We start from the raw sequence: 14,386 nt of genomic DNA on the forward strand, positions 1-14,386 counted from the left end.
ACGCTCGCGATCCCGGCATCCCGGCAGGCACGGGCGACACGAACAGCGATTTCGCCACGGTTGGCGATGAGCACCTTGCGCACGATGGCTCCCTCCTTGAAACAAGCTGAGTTTAGGGACTACCGACACGGCCCCTCGACCCGTGTCCCTGGGTGAGCTTGCCCACATAGAGGGTCGCTCGAAGTTTCCTCGGGTCGTGAAATCCCTTGTCCCACCACGGTACGCAGGGTTCCTTTACGGCACAGTAGCTCCGAGGTGTGGCGCAGGTCTCTGTTCGTGGAGCCAGTCGCCATTCGGGTTTTTTTGTGGAGTCCCTACGAATGGCGCAATGATTCTTTGCCGGAACGTCGGCCTTCGGCCATGCGGCGCACACTCTTGTCGGGACCTTTACTGGCCAGTAGCCTTCGCGCTGTCGACCGTACTGTCGGTAACAGGCGAATCCAGGGGGTGGCCGAGTGGCCCGCAGACCGATCGCACTCGTCACGGCCGCCGTGCTTCTGGTGGAGGCACCGGCCATCGTCGGCCTCAACGCGATCATGGCGCGTTTCGTGGAGGCCCAGTCGATGTCCCTCGACGGACTCGATCCCGACCACATGGTCACCGGCACGTGGGCCCTCGGCATCGGCTCCGGCGCCGCCCTCGCGCTCTGCTCCCTCGTCGCCGCGCTCGCGGGGATCCGCGACCGCCGCCCCGGCCGCTTCGGCCGGGGACTGCTCATCGGCTGCGCGGTCGTCCACGGCGTCCTCGGCGCGGTCGCCGTCGGCCTGATCGGCTGGCACGCCTTCGCCTTCCTCATGACCGTCGTCGGGCTCGTCGTGCTCACCCTGGTCGCGTACGGGAAGGAGGGCGCGGCCCCGGAGCCGTCCAAGGCCCCGGAGCCGGCGGAGGCCTGACGGAGGCTCAGGCACTCCAGAGCTCGGTGATCCCCACGTCCAGCTTGGCGAGGAGCCGGCGCAGCAGCGGCAGCGACAGGCCGATCACATTGCCCGGGTCGCCGTCGATGCCGTCGATGAACGGCGCCGAGCGGCCGTCCAGCGTGAACGCGCCCGCCACGTGCAGCGGTTCGCCGCTCGCCACGTACGCCGCGACCTCCGCGTCCGTCGGCTCGCCGAACCGCACCACCGTCGAGGCCGTCGCCGACTCGTACCGCTTGGCCCGCGTGTCGTAGACGCAGTGACCGGTCTGCAGGATGCCGACCCGGCCGCGCATCTCCTTCCAGCGGGCGGTGGCCTCGGTGGCGTCGGCGGGCTTGCCAAGGGCCCGGCCGTCGAACTCGAGCACCGAGTCGCAGCCGATCACCAGCGCGCCGCTCACCTCCGGGCGGGCCGCCACGTGCGCCGCCTTGGCCTCCGCGAGCGCCAGCGCCAGTTCGGCCGGGGTGGGGGCGTGGACCTTGGACTCGTCGACCCCGCTGACGATCACCTCGGGCGCGAGTCCGGCCTGCCGGAGCAGACCGAGCCGGGCGGGGGAGGCGGAGGCGAGGACGAGCCGGCGGGGCGTGCCGCCCGGGTGATCAGCAGTCATGGGGGCAGCGTACTCAGCGCGCGCCCACGACGAGCATCAGGACGACCATGGCCAGCGCCAGGATCACACCGGACCTGCGCATCATGGCCTGTGCCTCGCGCAGGAACTTCGGCGGCTTGTTCTCCGGGTCCGACCACAGCATGCCCCGATCCTGCTGCCGGGCCGCCCGGAACGCCTGAGTACGGATACTCAACCGGCCCCGTGACCGTGCGGGAGCGGGTACGCCGGAGGCCGGACCCCCCGCACAAGGGGCCCGGCCTCCGCCTCACGTCGTGCCGCGCGCGTCGGCCGCGCGCGTCCCGTCCCTCAGACCGGCCAGTAGGACCGGGCCCAGGCCCGCGGGCCCGGCCGTGGCCGGGTCGAGCGGGCGATGCGTGACGGGTCCGACCAGCCTTCCGGTACCGCCGGGCCGAGGCCCGAGGCGGCAGCCGCCGCCGTGGCCGCGGCCCGGGCCTGGACCACCGCCAGTGCGGCGGCCAGCTCCTCGGGCGTCGGGTTGCCTCGTACGACCTTGATCATCGTGCTGTCCCTCCCGAGGGCTAGAGCGGGATGTTGCCGTGCTTCTTCGGGGGCAGGGATTCCCGCTTCGTCCGCAGCTGACGCAGACCCTTGACGATCTGCGGCCGGGTCTCGGACGGCAGGACCACTCCGTCGATGTAACCGCGCTCGGCCGCGATGTACGGGTTGAGCAGGGTGTCCTCGTACTCCTGGATCAGTCGCGCCCGCACCGCCTCGACGTCCTCGCCGTCGGCCTCCGCCTCGGCGATCGTGCGGCGGTGCAGGATGTTGACGGCGCCCTGCGCGCCCATGACCGCGATCTGCGCCGTCGGCCACGCGAGGTTCAGGTCGGCGCCCAGGTGCTTGGAGCCCATGACGTCGTACGCGCCGCCGAAGGCCTTGCGGGTGATGACCGTGATCAGCGGGACGGTCGCCTCGGCGTAGGCGTAGATCAGCTTCGCGCCGCGCCGGATGATGCCGCCGTACTCCTGGTCCACGCCCGGCAGGAAGCCCGGCACGTCCACGAAGGTGAGGACCGGGATGTTGAAGGCGTCGCAGGTGCGCACGAACCGCGCGGCCTTCTCGGAGGCGTCGATGTCCAGGCAGCCGGCGAACTGCATCGGCTGGTTGGCGACGATGCCGACCGGGAAGCCCTCCACCCGGCCGAAGCCGGTGAGGATGTTCGGCGCGAAGAGCGCCTGGGTCTCCAGGAACTCGCCGTCGTCCACGACGTGCTCGATGACCTTGTGCATGTCGTACGGCTGGTTCGCCGAGTCCGGGATGAGCGTGTCGAGCTCCAGGTCCTCGTCCGACACCTCGGTCGCGGCCGTCTCCGGGAAGGCCGGCGGCTCGGAGAGGTTGTTCGACGGCAGGTACGACAGCAGCTGCTTCACGTACTCGACGGCGTCCTTCTCGTCCCCCGCCATGTGGTGCGCCACGCCCGAGGTCGCGTTGTGCGTCCGGGCGCCGCCCAGCTCCTCGAAGCCCACGTCCTCGCCGGTCACCGTCTTGATGACGTCCGGACCCGTGATGAACATGTGCGAGGTCTGGTCCACCATCACCGTGAAGTCGGTGATCGCGGGGGAGTACACCGCGCCGCCCGCGCAGGGGCCCACGACCAGGGAGATCTGCGGGATCACCCCGGAGGCGTGGGTGTTGCGGCGGAAGATCTCGCCGTACATCCCGAGCGCGCTCACGCCCTCCTGGATGCGGGCGCCGCCGGAGTCGTTGATGCCGACGACCGGGCAGCCGGTCTTCAGCGCGAAGTCCATCACCTTGATGATCTTCTGGCCGTACGTCTCGCCGAGCGCCCCGCCGAAGACCGTGAAGTCCTGCGAGAACACCGCCACCGGACGGCCGTCCACGGTGCCGTACCCGGTGACGACGCCGTCGCCGTACGGCCGGTTCTTCTCCAGGCCGAAGTTGGTGGACCGGTGCCGGGCCAGCTCGTCCAGCTCCACGAAGGAGCCCTCGTCGAGCAGCAGGGCGATCCGCTCACGCGCGGTCAGCTTCCCCTTCGCGTGCTGCTTCTCCACAGCCCGCTCCGAACCGGCGTGCGTGGCCTCGTCGATACGGCGCCTGAGGTCCGCGATCTTGCCCGCGGTCGTGTGAATGTCGATCTCGTACTGCTCTGCCGGCTCGGACATCGGGATGCGGCTCCCTGCCTGGTCACGGGGGGTTCGTTGACTGCGAATGGGCTACTGAAGGCCTACTGATCCGTAGGGTATCGACGGCGATACGGTTCGGCACTGCGGTCTTTGCCACACCTAGTCTGGCTTGCATGACGTCCTCCAACGCCTCCGGCGGTCGCTGGTCCGACCTCGACCGGCCCCCGCTCAACCCCTCCGTCCTGCGCCGGGCCCTCCTCCTCCCGGACGGGCTGTGGAGCTCCCTCGACGTGGTCGCGAGCACCGGCTCGACCAACTCCGACCTGGCCGCGCGGGCGGGCGAACTGCCCGAAGGGGCCGTGCTCGTCGCCGAGGAGCAGACCTCCGGCCGCGGCCGGCTCGACCGCACCTGGAGCGCGCCCGCGCGGTCCGGGCTCTTCCTCTCCGTCCTCCTCAAGCCGGACGTGCCCGCGCACCGGCTCGGCTGGCTGCCGCTGCTCACCGGAGTCGCCGCCGCCACCGGCCTCGCCAAGGCCGCCGGAGCCGACTTCTCCCTCAAGTGGCCCAACGACCTCCTCGTCACCGTCGACGGCGAGGAGCGCAAGGCCGGCGGGATCCTCGCCGAGCGGGCCGGGGACGACGGGGTCGTCGTCGGGCTCGGCATCAACGTCTCGCTGCGCGCCGACGAGCTGCCCGTCCCCACGGCCGGCTCGCTGCTGCTCGCCGGCGCCGTCTCCACCGACCGCGACACCCTGCTGCGGGCCGTCCTGCGCTCCCTCGCCGACTGGTACGGCGCCTGGGTGCGGGCCGACGGCGACCCCGAGGCGTCCGGGGTCCTGGCGGCGTACACGGCCGACTGCGCGACCCTCGGCCGGCGGATCCGCGCCGACCTGCCGGGCGAGCGGATGCTGGAGGGCGAGGCGCTCTCCCTGGACGGCGACGGGCGCCTGGTCGTCGCCACCGAGGGGGGCGGCACGGAGGCGGTCGGCGCGGGCGACATCGTCCACCTGCGGGCGACGGGCTGAACCCCCGGACCGTTCAGGCGTGAGCCAGCCCACACCTGTCGTATCGTGGAGCGCGATCCAGGCGAACAGATCGGCAGGACAGTGGGAAGCGGCAGGGAACGGGCAGGAGGCGGCCGGTGACCGTCGACGACGCGAACGCGGGCGACGGCCGCTCCGAGTCGCACGCGCCGCGGGGTTCACACGAGCCGGACGGCGCGCACGAGCCGTCCGGGGCGGCCCCGTCCGGCCGGGCGGCCGACGCCTCCGGCGGCGCCGAGGGCTCGGCGTACCCCACGCCGCACCACGCCGTCGACCACACCGTCGAGCCGACCGACGACCCGCTCGCGATCCGGCTCGAACAGCTCATCCTCGGCGCCGACCGCCGCTACACCCCCTTCCAGGCCGCCCGCACCGCCGGCGTCTCCATGGAGCTGGCCTCCCGCTTCTGGCGGGCCATGGGCTTCGCCGACATCGGGCAGGCCAAGGCGCTGACCGAGGCCGACGTGCTCGCCCTGCGGCGCCTCGCGGGCCTCGTCGAGGCGGGACTGCTCAGCGAGCCGATGGCGGTGCAGGTGGCCCGCTCCACCGGGCAGACCACCGCCCGGCTGGCCGAATGGCAGATCGACTCCTTCCTGGAGGGCCTCACCGAGCCGCCCGAGCCCGGCATGACCCGCGCCGAGGTCACGTACCCCCTGGTCGAGCTGCTCCTGCCGGAGCTGGAGGAGTTCCTGATCTACGTGTGGCGGCGGCAGCTCGCCGCCGCCACCGGGCGCGTCGCGCAGGCCGCCGACGACGAGGAGATGGTGGACCGCCGGCTCGCCGTCGGCTTCGCCGACCTCGTCGGCTTCACCCGCCTCACCCGCCGCCTGGAGGAGGAGGAGCTCGGCGAGCTGGTCGAGGCCTTCGAGACCACCTGCGCCGACCTGGTCGCCGCGCACGGCGGCCGGCTCATCAAGACCCTCGGCGACGAGGTGCTGTACGCGGCGGACGACGCCGGCATCGCCGCCGAGATCGCGCTCCGGCTGATCGAGACGCTCAGCCAGGACGAGACCATGCCCGCGCTGCGGGTCGGCATCGCCTTCGGCACCGTCACGACCCGGATGGGCGACGTCTTCGGCACCACCGTGAACCTCGCCAGCCGGCTCACCTCGATAGCGCCGAAGGACGCCGTCCTCGTCGACAGCGCCTTCGCCGAGGAGCTGACCCGCACCGGCGAGGTGCCCGTCTCCGAGGCCGAGGCGGCGGAGGAGGCCGCCCGCGCCGAGAAGGAGGGCCGGGCGCCGGAGACGTACCGCTTCGCGCTCCAGCCGATGTGGCAGCGGTCGGTGCGCGGCCTCGGTGTCGTGGAGCCCTGGCTCCTGAACCGCCGTCCGACCTAAGATCCCTCCCGGTGAACCATGTGAACCGTCGTTAACCGGGAGGGCGCAGGAGATGTCCGAGCAGCGTTTTGGTGAGTTCGTGCTGGTCCGCAAGGAGGGGCACGTCGCCGAGTTCGTCCTCGACCGGCCCAAGGCGATGAACGCGGTCTCCTCCGAGATGGCCCGCTCCATCGGCGAGGCCTGCGCGGCGCTCGCCGCCGACCGGGACGTCCGGGTCACCGTCCTGAGCTCGTCGAACGACCGGGCCTTCTGCGTCGGCGCCGACCTGAAGGAGCGCAACTCCTTCACCGACGCCGAGCTGGTCCGCCAGCGGCCCACCGCCCGCGCGGCGTACACCGGCGTCCTGGAGCTGCCCATGCCGACCGTGGCGGCCGTGCACGGCTTCGCCCTCGGCGGCGGGTACGAGCTGGCGCTCTCCTGCGACGTCATCGTCGCCGACGCCACCACCGTGGTCGGCCTCCCCGAGGTCTCCGTCGGCGTCATCCCCGGCGGTGGCGGCACGCAGCTGCTGCCGCGCCGGGTGGGCGCGGCGCGCGCCGCCGAGCTGGTCTTCACGGCCCGCCGGGTGGAGGCGGCGGAGGCCCGCGAGCTCGGTCTGGTGGACGTGCTCGCGGAGGACGCCCGGACGGCCGCCCTGGAGCTGGCGGGGCGGATCGCCGCGAACTCGCCGGTCGGGCTGCGCGCCGCGAAGAAGGCGATGCGGCTGGGCCAGGGCCTGGATCTGCGGGCCGGCCTGGAGGTCGAGGACGGTGCCTGGCGCTCGGTGGCCTTCTCGGGCGATCGCGCCGAGGGCGTGGCGGCGTTCAACGAGAAGCGGAAGCCGCAGTGGCCCGGCGAGTGAGGCGCACCGCCCGCCGGAGCAATTGATCCGTTTTTGTACTAGATGTCACTTTCTGTGACGTCTCGGAGGGGAAAACCGCACAAACCTCCCTAAGCTGGAGGAATGGGAGAGGACGTGCGGTTGCGGGCCGTGGTGGCGCTGGCGCAGGGGATGGCGGCGGCGCACACGCCGCGCGAGTTCTGGCGGGCCGCGGCGCTCGGGGCGTGCGCGGGACTGGACGGGAGCTTCGGTGCCCTGTCGGTCTGGGAGCGGGACCACGGGCGGCTGCGGGTCCTGGTGAACGCGGGGGAGCGGGCCTCCGGCGAGGAGGAGTTCCCGGACGCGGAGACGTATCCGGTGCACCAGTTCCCCGAGATCACCGAGTTCCTGCACGAGCGGTGGGCGGTGGGTGCCGGTCCGCACGCCTGGATCGAGACGGCCGGCGCCGAGCCGGTCACGGGGCGGGTGGAGGGGTTGCGGCGGCGCGGCCGGGGCGCCTGCGTGGTCGCCCCGATCGTGCTGCACGGCCGGGCCTGGGGCGAGCTGTACGTGGCCAGGCAGCTGGGGGCGAAACCTTTCACCAGCGAGGACGCCGACTTCGCCAACGTCCTCGCGGCGGTCGTCGCGGCCGGCATCGCCCAGGCCGAGCGCCTGGAGGAGGTCCGCAAGCTCGCCTTCACCGACCCGCTCACCGGCCTCGCCAACCGCCGGGCGGTCGACGCCCGCCTCGACGAGGCCATCGAGCGCTACCGCTCCGACGGCTCCGTCGTCAGCCTCGTCGTCTGCGACCTCAACGGCCTCAAGCGCGTCAACGACACCCATGGCCACGCCGTCGGCGACCGCCTCCTCGAACGCTTCGGCTCGGTCCTCTCCCGCTGCGGCGCCCGGCTCCGCGGCGCCCTCGCCGCCCGCCTCGGCGGCGACGAGTTCTGTCTGCTGGCCATCGGTCCGAGCGCGGACGAGGTGGTGGCCGTCGCGGAGGAGCTCTGCGTCCGCGCGGCCGAGCTGGAGCTCGGCGAGGGCGTCGCCATCGGGGTCGCCTCCACCGGCGACCCCATCGGCCCCCTGAAGTCCGCCCGCCGCCTCTTCCGCCTCGCCGACGCGGCGCAGTACCAGGCCAAGGCCGCCCGCTCCACGAAGCCCGTCGTGGCGGGCCGCGACGGCACCGTCGTCCGCCTCGCCGACGCCCCGCCCGGCGCCCGCGACCGCCGCCGCTTCCGCGACGCGCCCACGGTGGAGCCGCCTCCCGATCGGTAAGGGGTCGCCCTGGTGGGGGACGGTGACAGATTGCCTAGTGACAGGTCGCTCTTCAATCCGTAGGGTGCTGAATATGGATATGCAGACAGTCGTTCTCGGCACGTCCGGCACGACCCCGCAGGACGTCATCGCCGTCGCCCGCCACGGCGCCCGTGTCGAACTGTCGGAGGGGGCCGTCGAGGCGCTCGCCGCCGCCCGCGCCGTCGTCGACGCGCTCGCCGCCAAGCCCGAGCCCGTCTACGGCGTCTCCACCGGCTTCGGCGCCCTCGCCACCCGGCACATCGACCACGAGCTGCGCACCCAGCTCCAGCGGAACATCGTCCGCTCGCACGCCGCCGGCATGGGCCCGCGCGTCGAGCGCGAGGTCGTCCGCGCCCTGATGTTCCTGCGGCTCAAGACCGTCGCCTCCGGCCACACGGGCGTCCGCCCCGAGGTCGCGCAGACCATGGCCGACGTCCTCAACGCCGGCATCACCCCGGTCGTCCACGAGTACGGCTCCCTCGGCTGCTCCGGCGACCTCGCCCCGCTCTCCCACTGCGCCCTCGCGCTCATGGGCGAGGGCGACGCCGAGGGCCCCGACGGCACCGTCAAGCCCGCCGGCGAACTGCTCGCCGCCGCCGGCATCGAGCCCGTCGTCCTCCGCGAGAAGGAGGGCCTCGCCCTCCTCAACGGCACCGACGGCATGCTCGGCATGCTGATCATGGCCCTCGCCGACCTCGACACCCTCTACAAGTCGGCCGACGTCACCGCCGCCCTCTCCCTCGAAGCCCTCCTCGGCACCGAGAAGGTCCTCGAACCCGAGCTGCACGCCATCCGCCCCCACCCGGGCCAGGCCGCCTCCGCCGCCAACATGCTGGCCGTCCTCAAGGGCTCCGGCCTCACCGGCCACTTCCAGGCCGGCGAGGCCCCCCGCGTCCAGGACGCCTACTCGATCCGCTGCGCCCCGCAGGTCGCCGGCGCCGGCCGCGACACCATGGCCCACGCCCTCCTCGTCGCCGAGCGCGAGCTCGCCGCCGCCGTCGACAACCCGGTCGTCCTCGGCAACGGCGAGGTCCGCTCCAACGGCAACTTCCACGGCGCCCCCGTCGCGTACGTCCTCGACTTCCTCGCCATCGCCGCCGCCGACCTCGGCTCCATCGCCGAGCGCCGCACCGACCGGCTCCTCGACAGGAACCGCAGCCACGGCCTGCCGCCCTTCCTCGCCGACGACGCCGGCGTCGACTCGGGCCTGATGATCGCCCAGTACACGCAGGCCGCCCTGGTCAGCGAGATGAAGCGGCTCGCCGTCCCGGCCTCCGCCGACTCCATCCCGTCCTCGGCGATGCAGGAGGACCACGTCTCCATGGGCTGGTCCGCCGCCCGCAAGCTGCGCACCGCCGTCGGCAACCTCGCCCGGATCATCGCCGTCGAGCTGTACGCCGCCACCCGCGGCATCGAGCTGCGCGCCGGCCTCACCCCGGCGCCCGCCTCGCGGGCCGCCATCGACGCCCTGCGCGCCGCCGGCGTCGAGGGTCCGGGCCCGGACCGCTTCCTCGCCCCCGACCTGGCCGCCGCCGACGCCTTCGTCCGCGAGGGCCGGCTGGTCGCCGCCGTGGAGCCGGTCACCGGCCCGCTGGCCTGACCGCGACCCGCGTCCACGGGAGGCCGTCCCCGGCTCGGGGGCGGCCTTCCGCGCGTTCTAGGACGCGCGCCCGTGCCGTCGCATCGCCAGCGCCACGAAGCCGGCGCCGACCCCGAGGAAGCCGGTCCCGCCGAGCACGTACGCGGTGGTGTCCGGGCCGCCGGTCTCGGCGAGCCGGCCGGTCGCGGGCTCGGTGCCGCCGCTCCGCACGCCCGCCCCGGGTGCCGTGCCGGAGGCGTTGGCCGAGGGGACGAACCACAGGGCGCACAGCAGGGTCCCCGCCGCGGTGGCGGTCAGCAGCGGGCGTCGGGCGGCGGACACGCGGATCTCGTTCTCCTCACGGAAAGCCCCGCGGGAAGCCCGCGGTGCGCCGATGCTAGTGAACCCAGCGGGTCGCGGGAAAGCCGAGGCCGGGCAGACCCTACGCTCCCAGCCATGAGCACCCCCGAAACCCCCGCCACCGCCGCCGGGACCACGGACGAGACCGCCACCCGCCACGTCCGCCTCCGGGTCGACATCGTCCTGGAGATCGACGGCCCCGCCGAGCTGACCGCCGCCGCCGAGGGCCGGATCGACGCCGACGAGTTCATGCCGGCCGACGAGCGCGAGCACGCCAGGACCGCCGTCCGGGAGGACCCCTCCGAGGCCCTCTCCTACCTCGTGGAGCCCTTCGACCTGGTCCGCGACCTGCCCGGCGTCGAGCTCGTCCAGGCCGCCTGGAGCAGCGAGGAGATCGAGTACGACCCCGACGCGATGGAGTGGGAGCTCGACGAGGATGATGAGGACGGGGAGGACGACGACCGGGCATAGACGGCGAGCGGCGGAGGGCGGTGCGGACCGCCCTCCGGGCACGGGCCCCGGGACGGCGTCCCGGGGCCTTTTCGCGCCAGTACGACGCGCACGGGGAACCGGAAGGCCCCCGTGCGCGTGTAGATCAGTGGTGTTCAGTGGTCTTCCCCACAAACCCCCCGCTTCCGGAACCGGAGGGGGTCTTATGGGTGTTCTGATGGATTGACAGGGAATCGGCGACGATGGAGAAGCGTGTGATGACGGTCGGCAAGCGCCGTAGGAGCCTGGCCGCGGCGGCGGCGGTGCTCAGCGGCGTACTCGTGCTCTCGGCCTGCAACGACGACGAGGCGTCCGGCCCGGCCGCGTCCGGCTCGGCCACCGCCACCTCACAGGCACAGATCGACGAGGCCGCCGAGCAGAAGACGTCCAAGGCGCAGATCGCCATCTCGCCGGAGAACGGCTCGCAGAACGCCTCCATCAACAACGACGCCAAGGTCGCCGTCACCGAGGGCAAGCTCACCGAGGTCACCATGACCTCCGCCGAGGGCACCTCCGTCAAGGGCGAGATAGCGGCCGACGGCCTCTCCTGGAAGCCGACCGGCCAGCTGGAGCGCGCCACGGTCTACAAGATCGCCGCGACCGCCGTCGACGCGGACGGCCGGGAGGCGCACGAGAACTCCTCCTTCACCACCGTGTCGAAGGAGAACAGCTTCATCGGCAACTTCACCCCCGAGGACGGCTCGACCGTCGGCGTGGGCATGCCGGTCTCGATCAAGTTCAACAAGGCGATCACCGACAAGAAGGCCGTCCAGGGCGGCATCACCGTCTCCTCCAGCTCCGGCCAGGAGGTCGTCGGCCACTGGTTCGACTCGACCCGGCTCGACTTCCGCCCGGACGACTACTGGAAGGCCGGCTCGACGGTCACCCTCAAGCTCGACCTGGACGGCGTCGAGGGCGCGAACGGCGTCTTCGGCGTCCAGCAGAAGACGGTCACCTTCAAGGTCGGCCGCAGCCAGGTCTCCACCGTCGACGTCGCCACGAAGACGATGACCGTCAAGCGCGACGGCAAGGTGATCCGCACCATCCCGATCTCCGCCGGCTCCCCGGACAACACCACCTACAACGGCCAGATGGTGATCTCCGAGAAGTTCAAGGAGACCCGGATGAACGGCGCCACCGTCGGCTTCACCGACTCCGACGGCAAGGGCGAGTACGACATCAAGGACGTGCCGCACGCCATGCGCCTGTCCACCTCCGGCACCTTCATCCACGGCAACTACTGGGGCGCCCGCTCCATCTTCGGTTCCGTGAACACCAGCCACGGCTGCATCGGCCTCGCCGACGTCAAGGGCGCCGGCGACCCCAACCAGATGGCCGCCTGGTTCTACGACCAGTCGATCACCGGCGACGTCGTCATCGTCAAGAACTCCAAGGACAAGACGATCGCCCCCGACAACGGCCTCAACGGCTGGAACATGAACTGGTCCACCTGGAAGTCCGGCTCGGCCCTCTGACCCACCCGGCACCCACCGCACGATGAGGCCCCCCTCCCTCCGGGAGGGGGGCCTCATGACGTCCGGGGTAATCGACCCCAAGGGCCGTGCCCCGGCACGCTGGTCCCCATGACCGCATACGTGATGGCGAACCTCGGCGCCCAGCCCGTTCTCGACCCCGAGGTCCTCGACTACATGGAGCGGGTCCAGGCCACCCTGGACCCCTACGGCGGGCGCTTCCTCGTGCACGGCGCCCCTCGCCGCGAGGTCCTGGAGGGCGGGTGGCCGGGCGCCGTCGTGCTCGTCGCCTTCCCCTCGTACGAGGAGGCGAGGGCCTGGTACGACTCCGAGGCCTATCAGGCCCTGCTGCCCCTGCGCACCCGTCACCTGCCGGGCGACCTGCTGCTCGTCGACGGCACCCCCGACGGCTACGACCCGGCGGTCACGGCGGCGGCCCTCCGGGCCGGCCGGTAGCCGGTCCGGAGGGCGCGGGTACCGCCGGGGCCCTCGGCTTCAGCCCTCGGCGCGGCGGTACTTGCGGACCGAGAGGGTGCGGAAGACGACGATGATCAGGACCGAGTAGATCAGCGAGGCCCAGACCGGGTACTGCATCGGCCAGGCGTCGGAGGGGGAGAGGCCGGGGTCGCCGAAGAGTTTGCGGCAGGCCTGGACGGTGGCGCTGAACGGGTTCCACTCCGCGACCGGTTGGAGCCAGCCGGGGAGCTTGCTGGAGTCGACGAAGGCGTTCGAGATGAACGTGACGGGGAAGAGCCAGATCAGGCCGCCGGAGGTGGCCGCCTCCGGGGTGCGGACGGAGAGGCCGATGAGGGCGCCGATCCAGGTGAAGGCGTAGCCGAGGAGGAGCAGCAGGGCGAAGCCCAGCATGATCTTCCCGAAGTTGGTCGGCGCCGCGTAGCCGGGCCGCCAGCCGATGATCAGGGCGACGACCGCGAGGACCAGCAGGGTCAGGGCGGTCTGCACGAGGTCGGCCATGGTGCGGCCGGTCAGGACCGCGCCGCGCGCCATCGGCAGCGAGCGGAAGCGGTCGATGAGGCCCTTGTGCATGTCGTCGGCGATGCCGGCGCCCGCTCCGGCGGTGGCGAAGGTGACCGTCTGGGCGAAGATGCCGGCCATCAGGAAGTTCTTGTAGACGTCCGGATCGGTGCTGTTCCCGATCTGCATCGAGCCGCCGAAGACGTACGTGAACAGGATGACGAACATGACGGGCTGGATGAGCCCGAACAGGATCATCTCCGGGATCCTGGACATGCGGATCAGGTTCCGCTTCGTGATGACCAGGGAGTCCGAGAAGGACTGCGCGATGCCGCCCCGGGGGGCGGGGACGTGCGGGGCGGTGTCGGTGAGGCTGGTCACGCGGCGGGCTCCTTTCGCTGGAGGTCCCCGCCGTTCTCGTCCTCCTGGGCGAGGGCGGCGGCGTGGCCGGTGAGGGAGATGAAGACGTCGTCGAGGGTGGGGCGGCGCAGGCCGATGTCGTCGATCTCCACGCCGATGGCGTCGAGGTCCCGGATCACCTCGGCGAGCAGCTTGGCGCCGCCGGTGACGGGGACGGTGAGCTTGCGGGTGTGGTCCTCGACGGAGACGTCGTCGAGGCCGCGTTCGCCGGGGCCGTAGCGGGCGAGGACGCCCCGGGCGGGGGTGATGGCCTCGCGTTCGTGGACGACGACCTCGACGCGCTCGCCGCCGGTGCGCGCCTTGAGCTGGTCGGAGGTGCCGCGGGCGATGACCTTGCCGTGGTCGACGACGGCGATGTCGTGGGCGAGGTGGTCGGCCTCCTCCAGGTACTGGGTGGTGAGGAGGAGGGTGGTGCCGCCGGAGACGAGTTCCTTGATGACGTCCCACAGGGCCTGGCGGTTGCGGGGGTCGAGGCCGGTGGTCGGCTCGTCCATGAACATCACGGGCGGGGCGACGACCAGGGCGGCGGCGAGGTCGAGGCGGCGGCGCATGCCGCCGGAGTACGTCTTGGCGGGGCGGTCGGCGGCGTCGGCGAGGTGGAAGCGCTCCAGGAGCTCGCCGGCCCGCTCCTTCGCGGGCCGTGCCTTCATCTGGTAGAGCCGGCCGACCATCTGGAGGTTCTCGCGGCCGGTGAGGTACTCGTCGACGGCGGCGAACTGGCCGGAGAGGCCGATGGACCGGCGGACCTCGTTGGGGTGCTTCAGGACGTCGATGCCGGCGACCGTGGCGGTGCCGCGGTCGGGCCGGAGCAGGGTCGTCAGGACCCGTACCGTGGTCGTCTTCCCCGCGCCGTTGGGGCCGAGCAGGCCGAGGACGGTGCCCTCGGGCACGTCGAGGTCCACCCCGTCCAGTGCGGTGACGTCGCCGAAGGTCTTCACCAGTCCCTCGGCATGGATCGCGCCTGGCATGTCCACACTCCCG

The 14,386-nt window shown here is 72.3% G+C and carries 17 protein-coding genes; 9 read left to right on the plus strand and 8 right to left on the minus strand.

Features of this window, described 5'->3' with window-relative positions:
• The coding region (locus ABZ621_RS18310) for a biotin carboxylase N-terminal domain-containing protein (RefSeq protein WP_355335748.1) at positions 1–83 on the minus strand (83 nt) is incomplete at its 3' end.
• 372 nt (positions 84–455) lie between these two features.
• Between ABZ621_RS18310 and ABZ621_RS18315 the strand changes: the two genes are divergently transcribed.
• The gene (locus ABZ621_RS18315; RefSeq protein WP_360605637.1) at positions 456–893 is read left to right on the plus strand and encodes a hypothetical protein; all 438 of its coding nucleotides are present in this window, start codon (positions 456–458) and stop codon (positions 891–893) included.
• 7 nt (positions 894–900) lie between these two features.
• On the opposite strand, the gene ABZ621_RS18320 is transcribed toward ABZ621_RS18315, so the two are convergent.
• The 4 genes from ABZ621_RS18320 to ABZ621_RS18335 form a co-directional block, all read right to left on the minus strand.
• Positions 901–1,524 (minus strand): nucleoside triphosphate pyrophosphatase, encoded by a 624-nt coding sequence (locus ABZ621_RS18320; protein WP_360605639.1) that lies wholly within the window; start codon positions 1,522–1,524, stop codon positions 901–903.
• A gap of 13 nt (positions 1,525–1,537) precedes the next feature.
• Positions 1,538–1,666, minus strand: coding sequence for a hypothetical protein (locus ABZ621_RS18325; RefSeq protein ID WP_360605641.1), 129 nt, complete (start codon positions 1,664–1,666; stop codon positions 1,538–1,540).
• Positions 1,667–1,830: 164 nt separating this feature from the next.
• A complete protein-coding gene (locus ABZ621_RS18330; RefSeq protein ID WP_169087541.1) occupies positions 1,831–2,043 on the minus strand; it encodes an acyl-CoA carboxylase subunit epsilon in 213 nt (70 codons plus the stop codon).
• A 20-nt stretch (positions 2,044–2,063) separates the two neighbouring features.
• Positions 2,064–3,668 (minus strand): acyl-CoA carboxylase subunit beta, encoded by a 1,605-nt coding sequence (locus ABZ621_RS18335; protein ID WP_360605643.1) that lies wholly within the window; start codon positions 3,666–3,668, stop codon positions 2,064–2,066.
• Between the two features lie 134 nt (positions 3,669–3,802).
• Between ABZ621_RS18335 and ABZ621_RS18340 the strand changes: the two genes are divergently transcribed.
• The 5 genes from ABZ621_RS18340 (at position 3,803) to hutH (ending at position 9,710) form a co-directional block, all read left to right on the plus strand.
• On the plus strand, positions 3,803–4,654 hold the full coding sequence (locus ABZ621_RS18340) for a biotin--[acetyl-CoA-carboxylase] ligase (protein WP_360605645.1): 852 nt from the start codon (positions 3,803–3,805) through the stop codon (positions 4,652–4,654).
• Positions 4,655–4,770: 116 nt separating this feature from the next.
• Complete coding sequence (locus tag ABZ621_RS18345; protein ID WP_360605647.1) at positions 4,771–6,012, plus strand: adenylate/guanylate cyclase domain-containing protein; 1,242 nt, start codon at positions 4,771–4,773, stop codon at positions 6,010–6,012.
• Positions 6,013–6,064: 52 nt separating this feature from the next.
• Positions 6,065–6,853, plus strand: coding sequence for an enoyl-CoA hydratase-related protein (locus tag ABZ621_RS18350; protein WP_360605649.1), 789 nt, complete (start codon positions 6,065–6,067; stop codon positions 6,851–6,853).
• Positions 6,854–6,955: 102 nt separating this feature from the next.
• Positions 6,956–8,089: a sensor domain-containing diguanylate cyclase gene (locus tag ABZ621_RS18355; protein ID WP_360605651.1), complete on the plus strand. Its 1,134-nt coding sequence runs from the start codon at positions 6,956–6,958 to the stop codon at positions 8,087–8,089.
• A 79-nt stretch (positions 8,090–8,168) separates the two neighbouring features.
• Positions 8,169–9,710: a histidine ammonia-lyase gene (hutH, locus tag ABZ621_RS18360; protein ID WP_360606104.1), complete on the plus strand. Its 1,542-nt coding sequence runs from the start codon at positions 8,169–8,171 to the stop codon at positions 9,708–9,710.
• 57 nt (positions 9,711–9,767) lie between these two features.
• On the opposite strand, the gene ABZ621_RS18365 is transcribed toward hutH, so the two are convergent.
• Positions 9,768–10,031: a hypothetical protein gene (locus tag ABZ621_RS18365; protein WP_360605653.1), complete on the minus strand. Its 264-nt coding sequence runs from the start codon at positions 10,029–10,031 to the stop codon at positions 9,768–9,770.
• 114 nt (positions 10,032–10,145) lie between these two features.
• On the opposite strand from ABZ621_RS18365, the gene ABZ621_RS18370 reads away from it, so the two are divergent.
• The 3 genes from ABZ621_RS18370 (at position 10,146) to ABZ621_RS18380 (ending at position 12,466) form a co-directional block, all read left to right on the plus strand.
• Positions 10,146–10,520: a hypothetical protein gene (locus tag ABZ621_RS18370; RefSeq protein ID WP_360605655.1), complete on the plus strand. Its 375-nt coding sequence runs from the start codon at positions 10,146–10,148 to the stop codon at positions 10,518–10,520.
• A 221-nt stretch (positions 10,521–10,741) separates the two neighbouring features.
• Complete coding sequence (locus ABZ621_RS18375) at positions 10,742–12,013, plus strand: Ig-like domain-containing protein (protein ID WP_360605657.1); 1,272 nt, start codon at positions 10,742–10,744, stop codon at positions 12,011–12,013.
• Positions 12,014–12,121: 108 nt separating this feature from the next.
• A complete protein-coding gene (locus ABZ621_RS18380; RefSeq protein ID WP_360605659.1) occupies positions 12,122–12,466 on the plus strand; it encodes a DUF1330 domain-containing protein in 345 nt (114 codons plus the stop codon).
• A 39-nt stretch (positions 12,467–12,505) separates the two neighbouring features.
• On the opposite strand, the gene ABZ621_RS18385 is transcribed toward ABZ621_RS18380, so the two are convergent.
• Entirely contained in the window at positions 12,506–13,366 is an 861-nt protein-coding gene (locus ABZ621_RS18385) for an ABC transporter permease (protein WP_360605661.1), read from the minus strand.
• Positions 13,363–14,373 (minus strand): ATP-binding cassette domain-containing protein, encoded by a 1,011-nt coding sequence (locus ABZ621_RS18390; RefSeq protein WP_360605663.1) that lies wholly within the window; start codon positions 14,371–14,373, stop codon positions 13,363–13,365. The genes ABZ621_RS18385 and ABZ621_RS18390 overlap by 4 nt, the downstream gene beginning before the upstream one ends.
• Positions 14,374–14,386 lie beyond the last annotated feature (13 nt).

The sequence above is a fragment of the Streptomyces sp. NPDC007863 genome, from assembly GCF_040633895.1.
Classification (GTDB): Bacteria; Actinomycetota; Actinomycetes; order Streptomycetales; family Streptomycetaceae; genus Streptomyces.

Bases quoted from the DNA above. Each gene is read 5' to 3' on its own strand.
- ABZ621_RS18340 (WP_360605645.1), top strand. From the start codon at position 3,803: ATGACGTCCTCCAACGCCTCCGGCGGTCGCTGGTCCGACCTCGACCGG.
- ABZ621_RS18355 (WP_360605651.1), top strand. From the start codon at position 6,956: ATGGGAGAGGACGTGCGGTTGCGGGCCGTGGTGGCGCTGGCGCAGGGG.
- hutH (WP_360606104.1), top strand. From the start codon at position 8,169: ATGCAGACAGTCGTTCTCGGCACGTCCGGCACGACCCCGCAGGACGTC.
- ABZ621_RS18350 (WP_360605649.1), top strand. From the start codon at position 6,065: ATGTCCGAGCAGCGTTTTGGTGAGTTCGTGCTGGTCCGCAAGGAGGGG.
- ABZ621_RS18330 (WP_169087541.1), bottom strand. From the start codon at position 2,043: ATGATCAAGGTCGTACGAGGCAACCCGACGCCCGAGGAGCTGGCCGCC.
- ABZ621_RS18320 (WP_360605639.1), bottom strand. From the start codon at position 1,524: ATGACTGCTGATCACCCGGGCGGCACGCCCCGCCGGCTCGTCCTCGCC.
- ABZ621_RS18370 (WP_360605655.1), top strand. From the start codon at position 10,146: ATGAGCACCCCCGAAACCCCCGCCACCGCCGCCGGGACCACGGACGAG.
- ABZ621_RS18380 (WP_360605659.1), top strand. From the start codon at position 12,122: ATGACCGCATACGTGATGGCGAACCTCGGCGCCCAGCCCGTTCTCGAC.
- ABZ621_RS18390 (WP_360605663.1), bottom strand. From the start codon at position 14,373: ATGCCAGGCGCGATCCATGCCGAGGGACTGGTGAAGACCTTCGGCGAC.
- ABZ621_RS18375 (WP_360605657.1), top strand. From the start codon at position 10,742: ATGGAGAAGCGTGTGATGACGGTCGGCAAGCGCCGTAGGAGCCTGGCC.
- ABZ621_RS18325 (WP_360605641.1), bottom strand. From the start codon at position 1,666: ATGCTGTGGTCGGACCCGGAGAACAAGCCGCCGAAGTTCCTGCGCGAG.
- ABZ621_RS18335 (WP_360605643.1), bottom strand. From the start codon at position 3,668: ATGTCCGAGCCGGCAGAGCAGTACGAGATCGACATTCACACGACCGCG.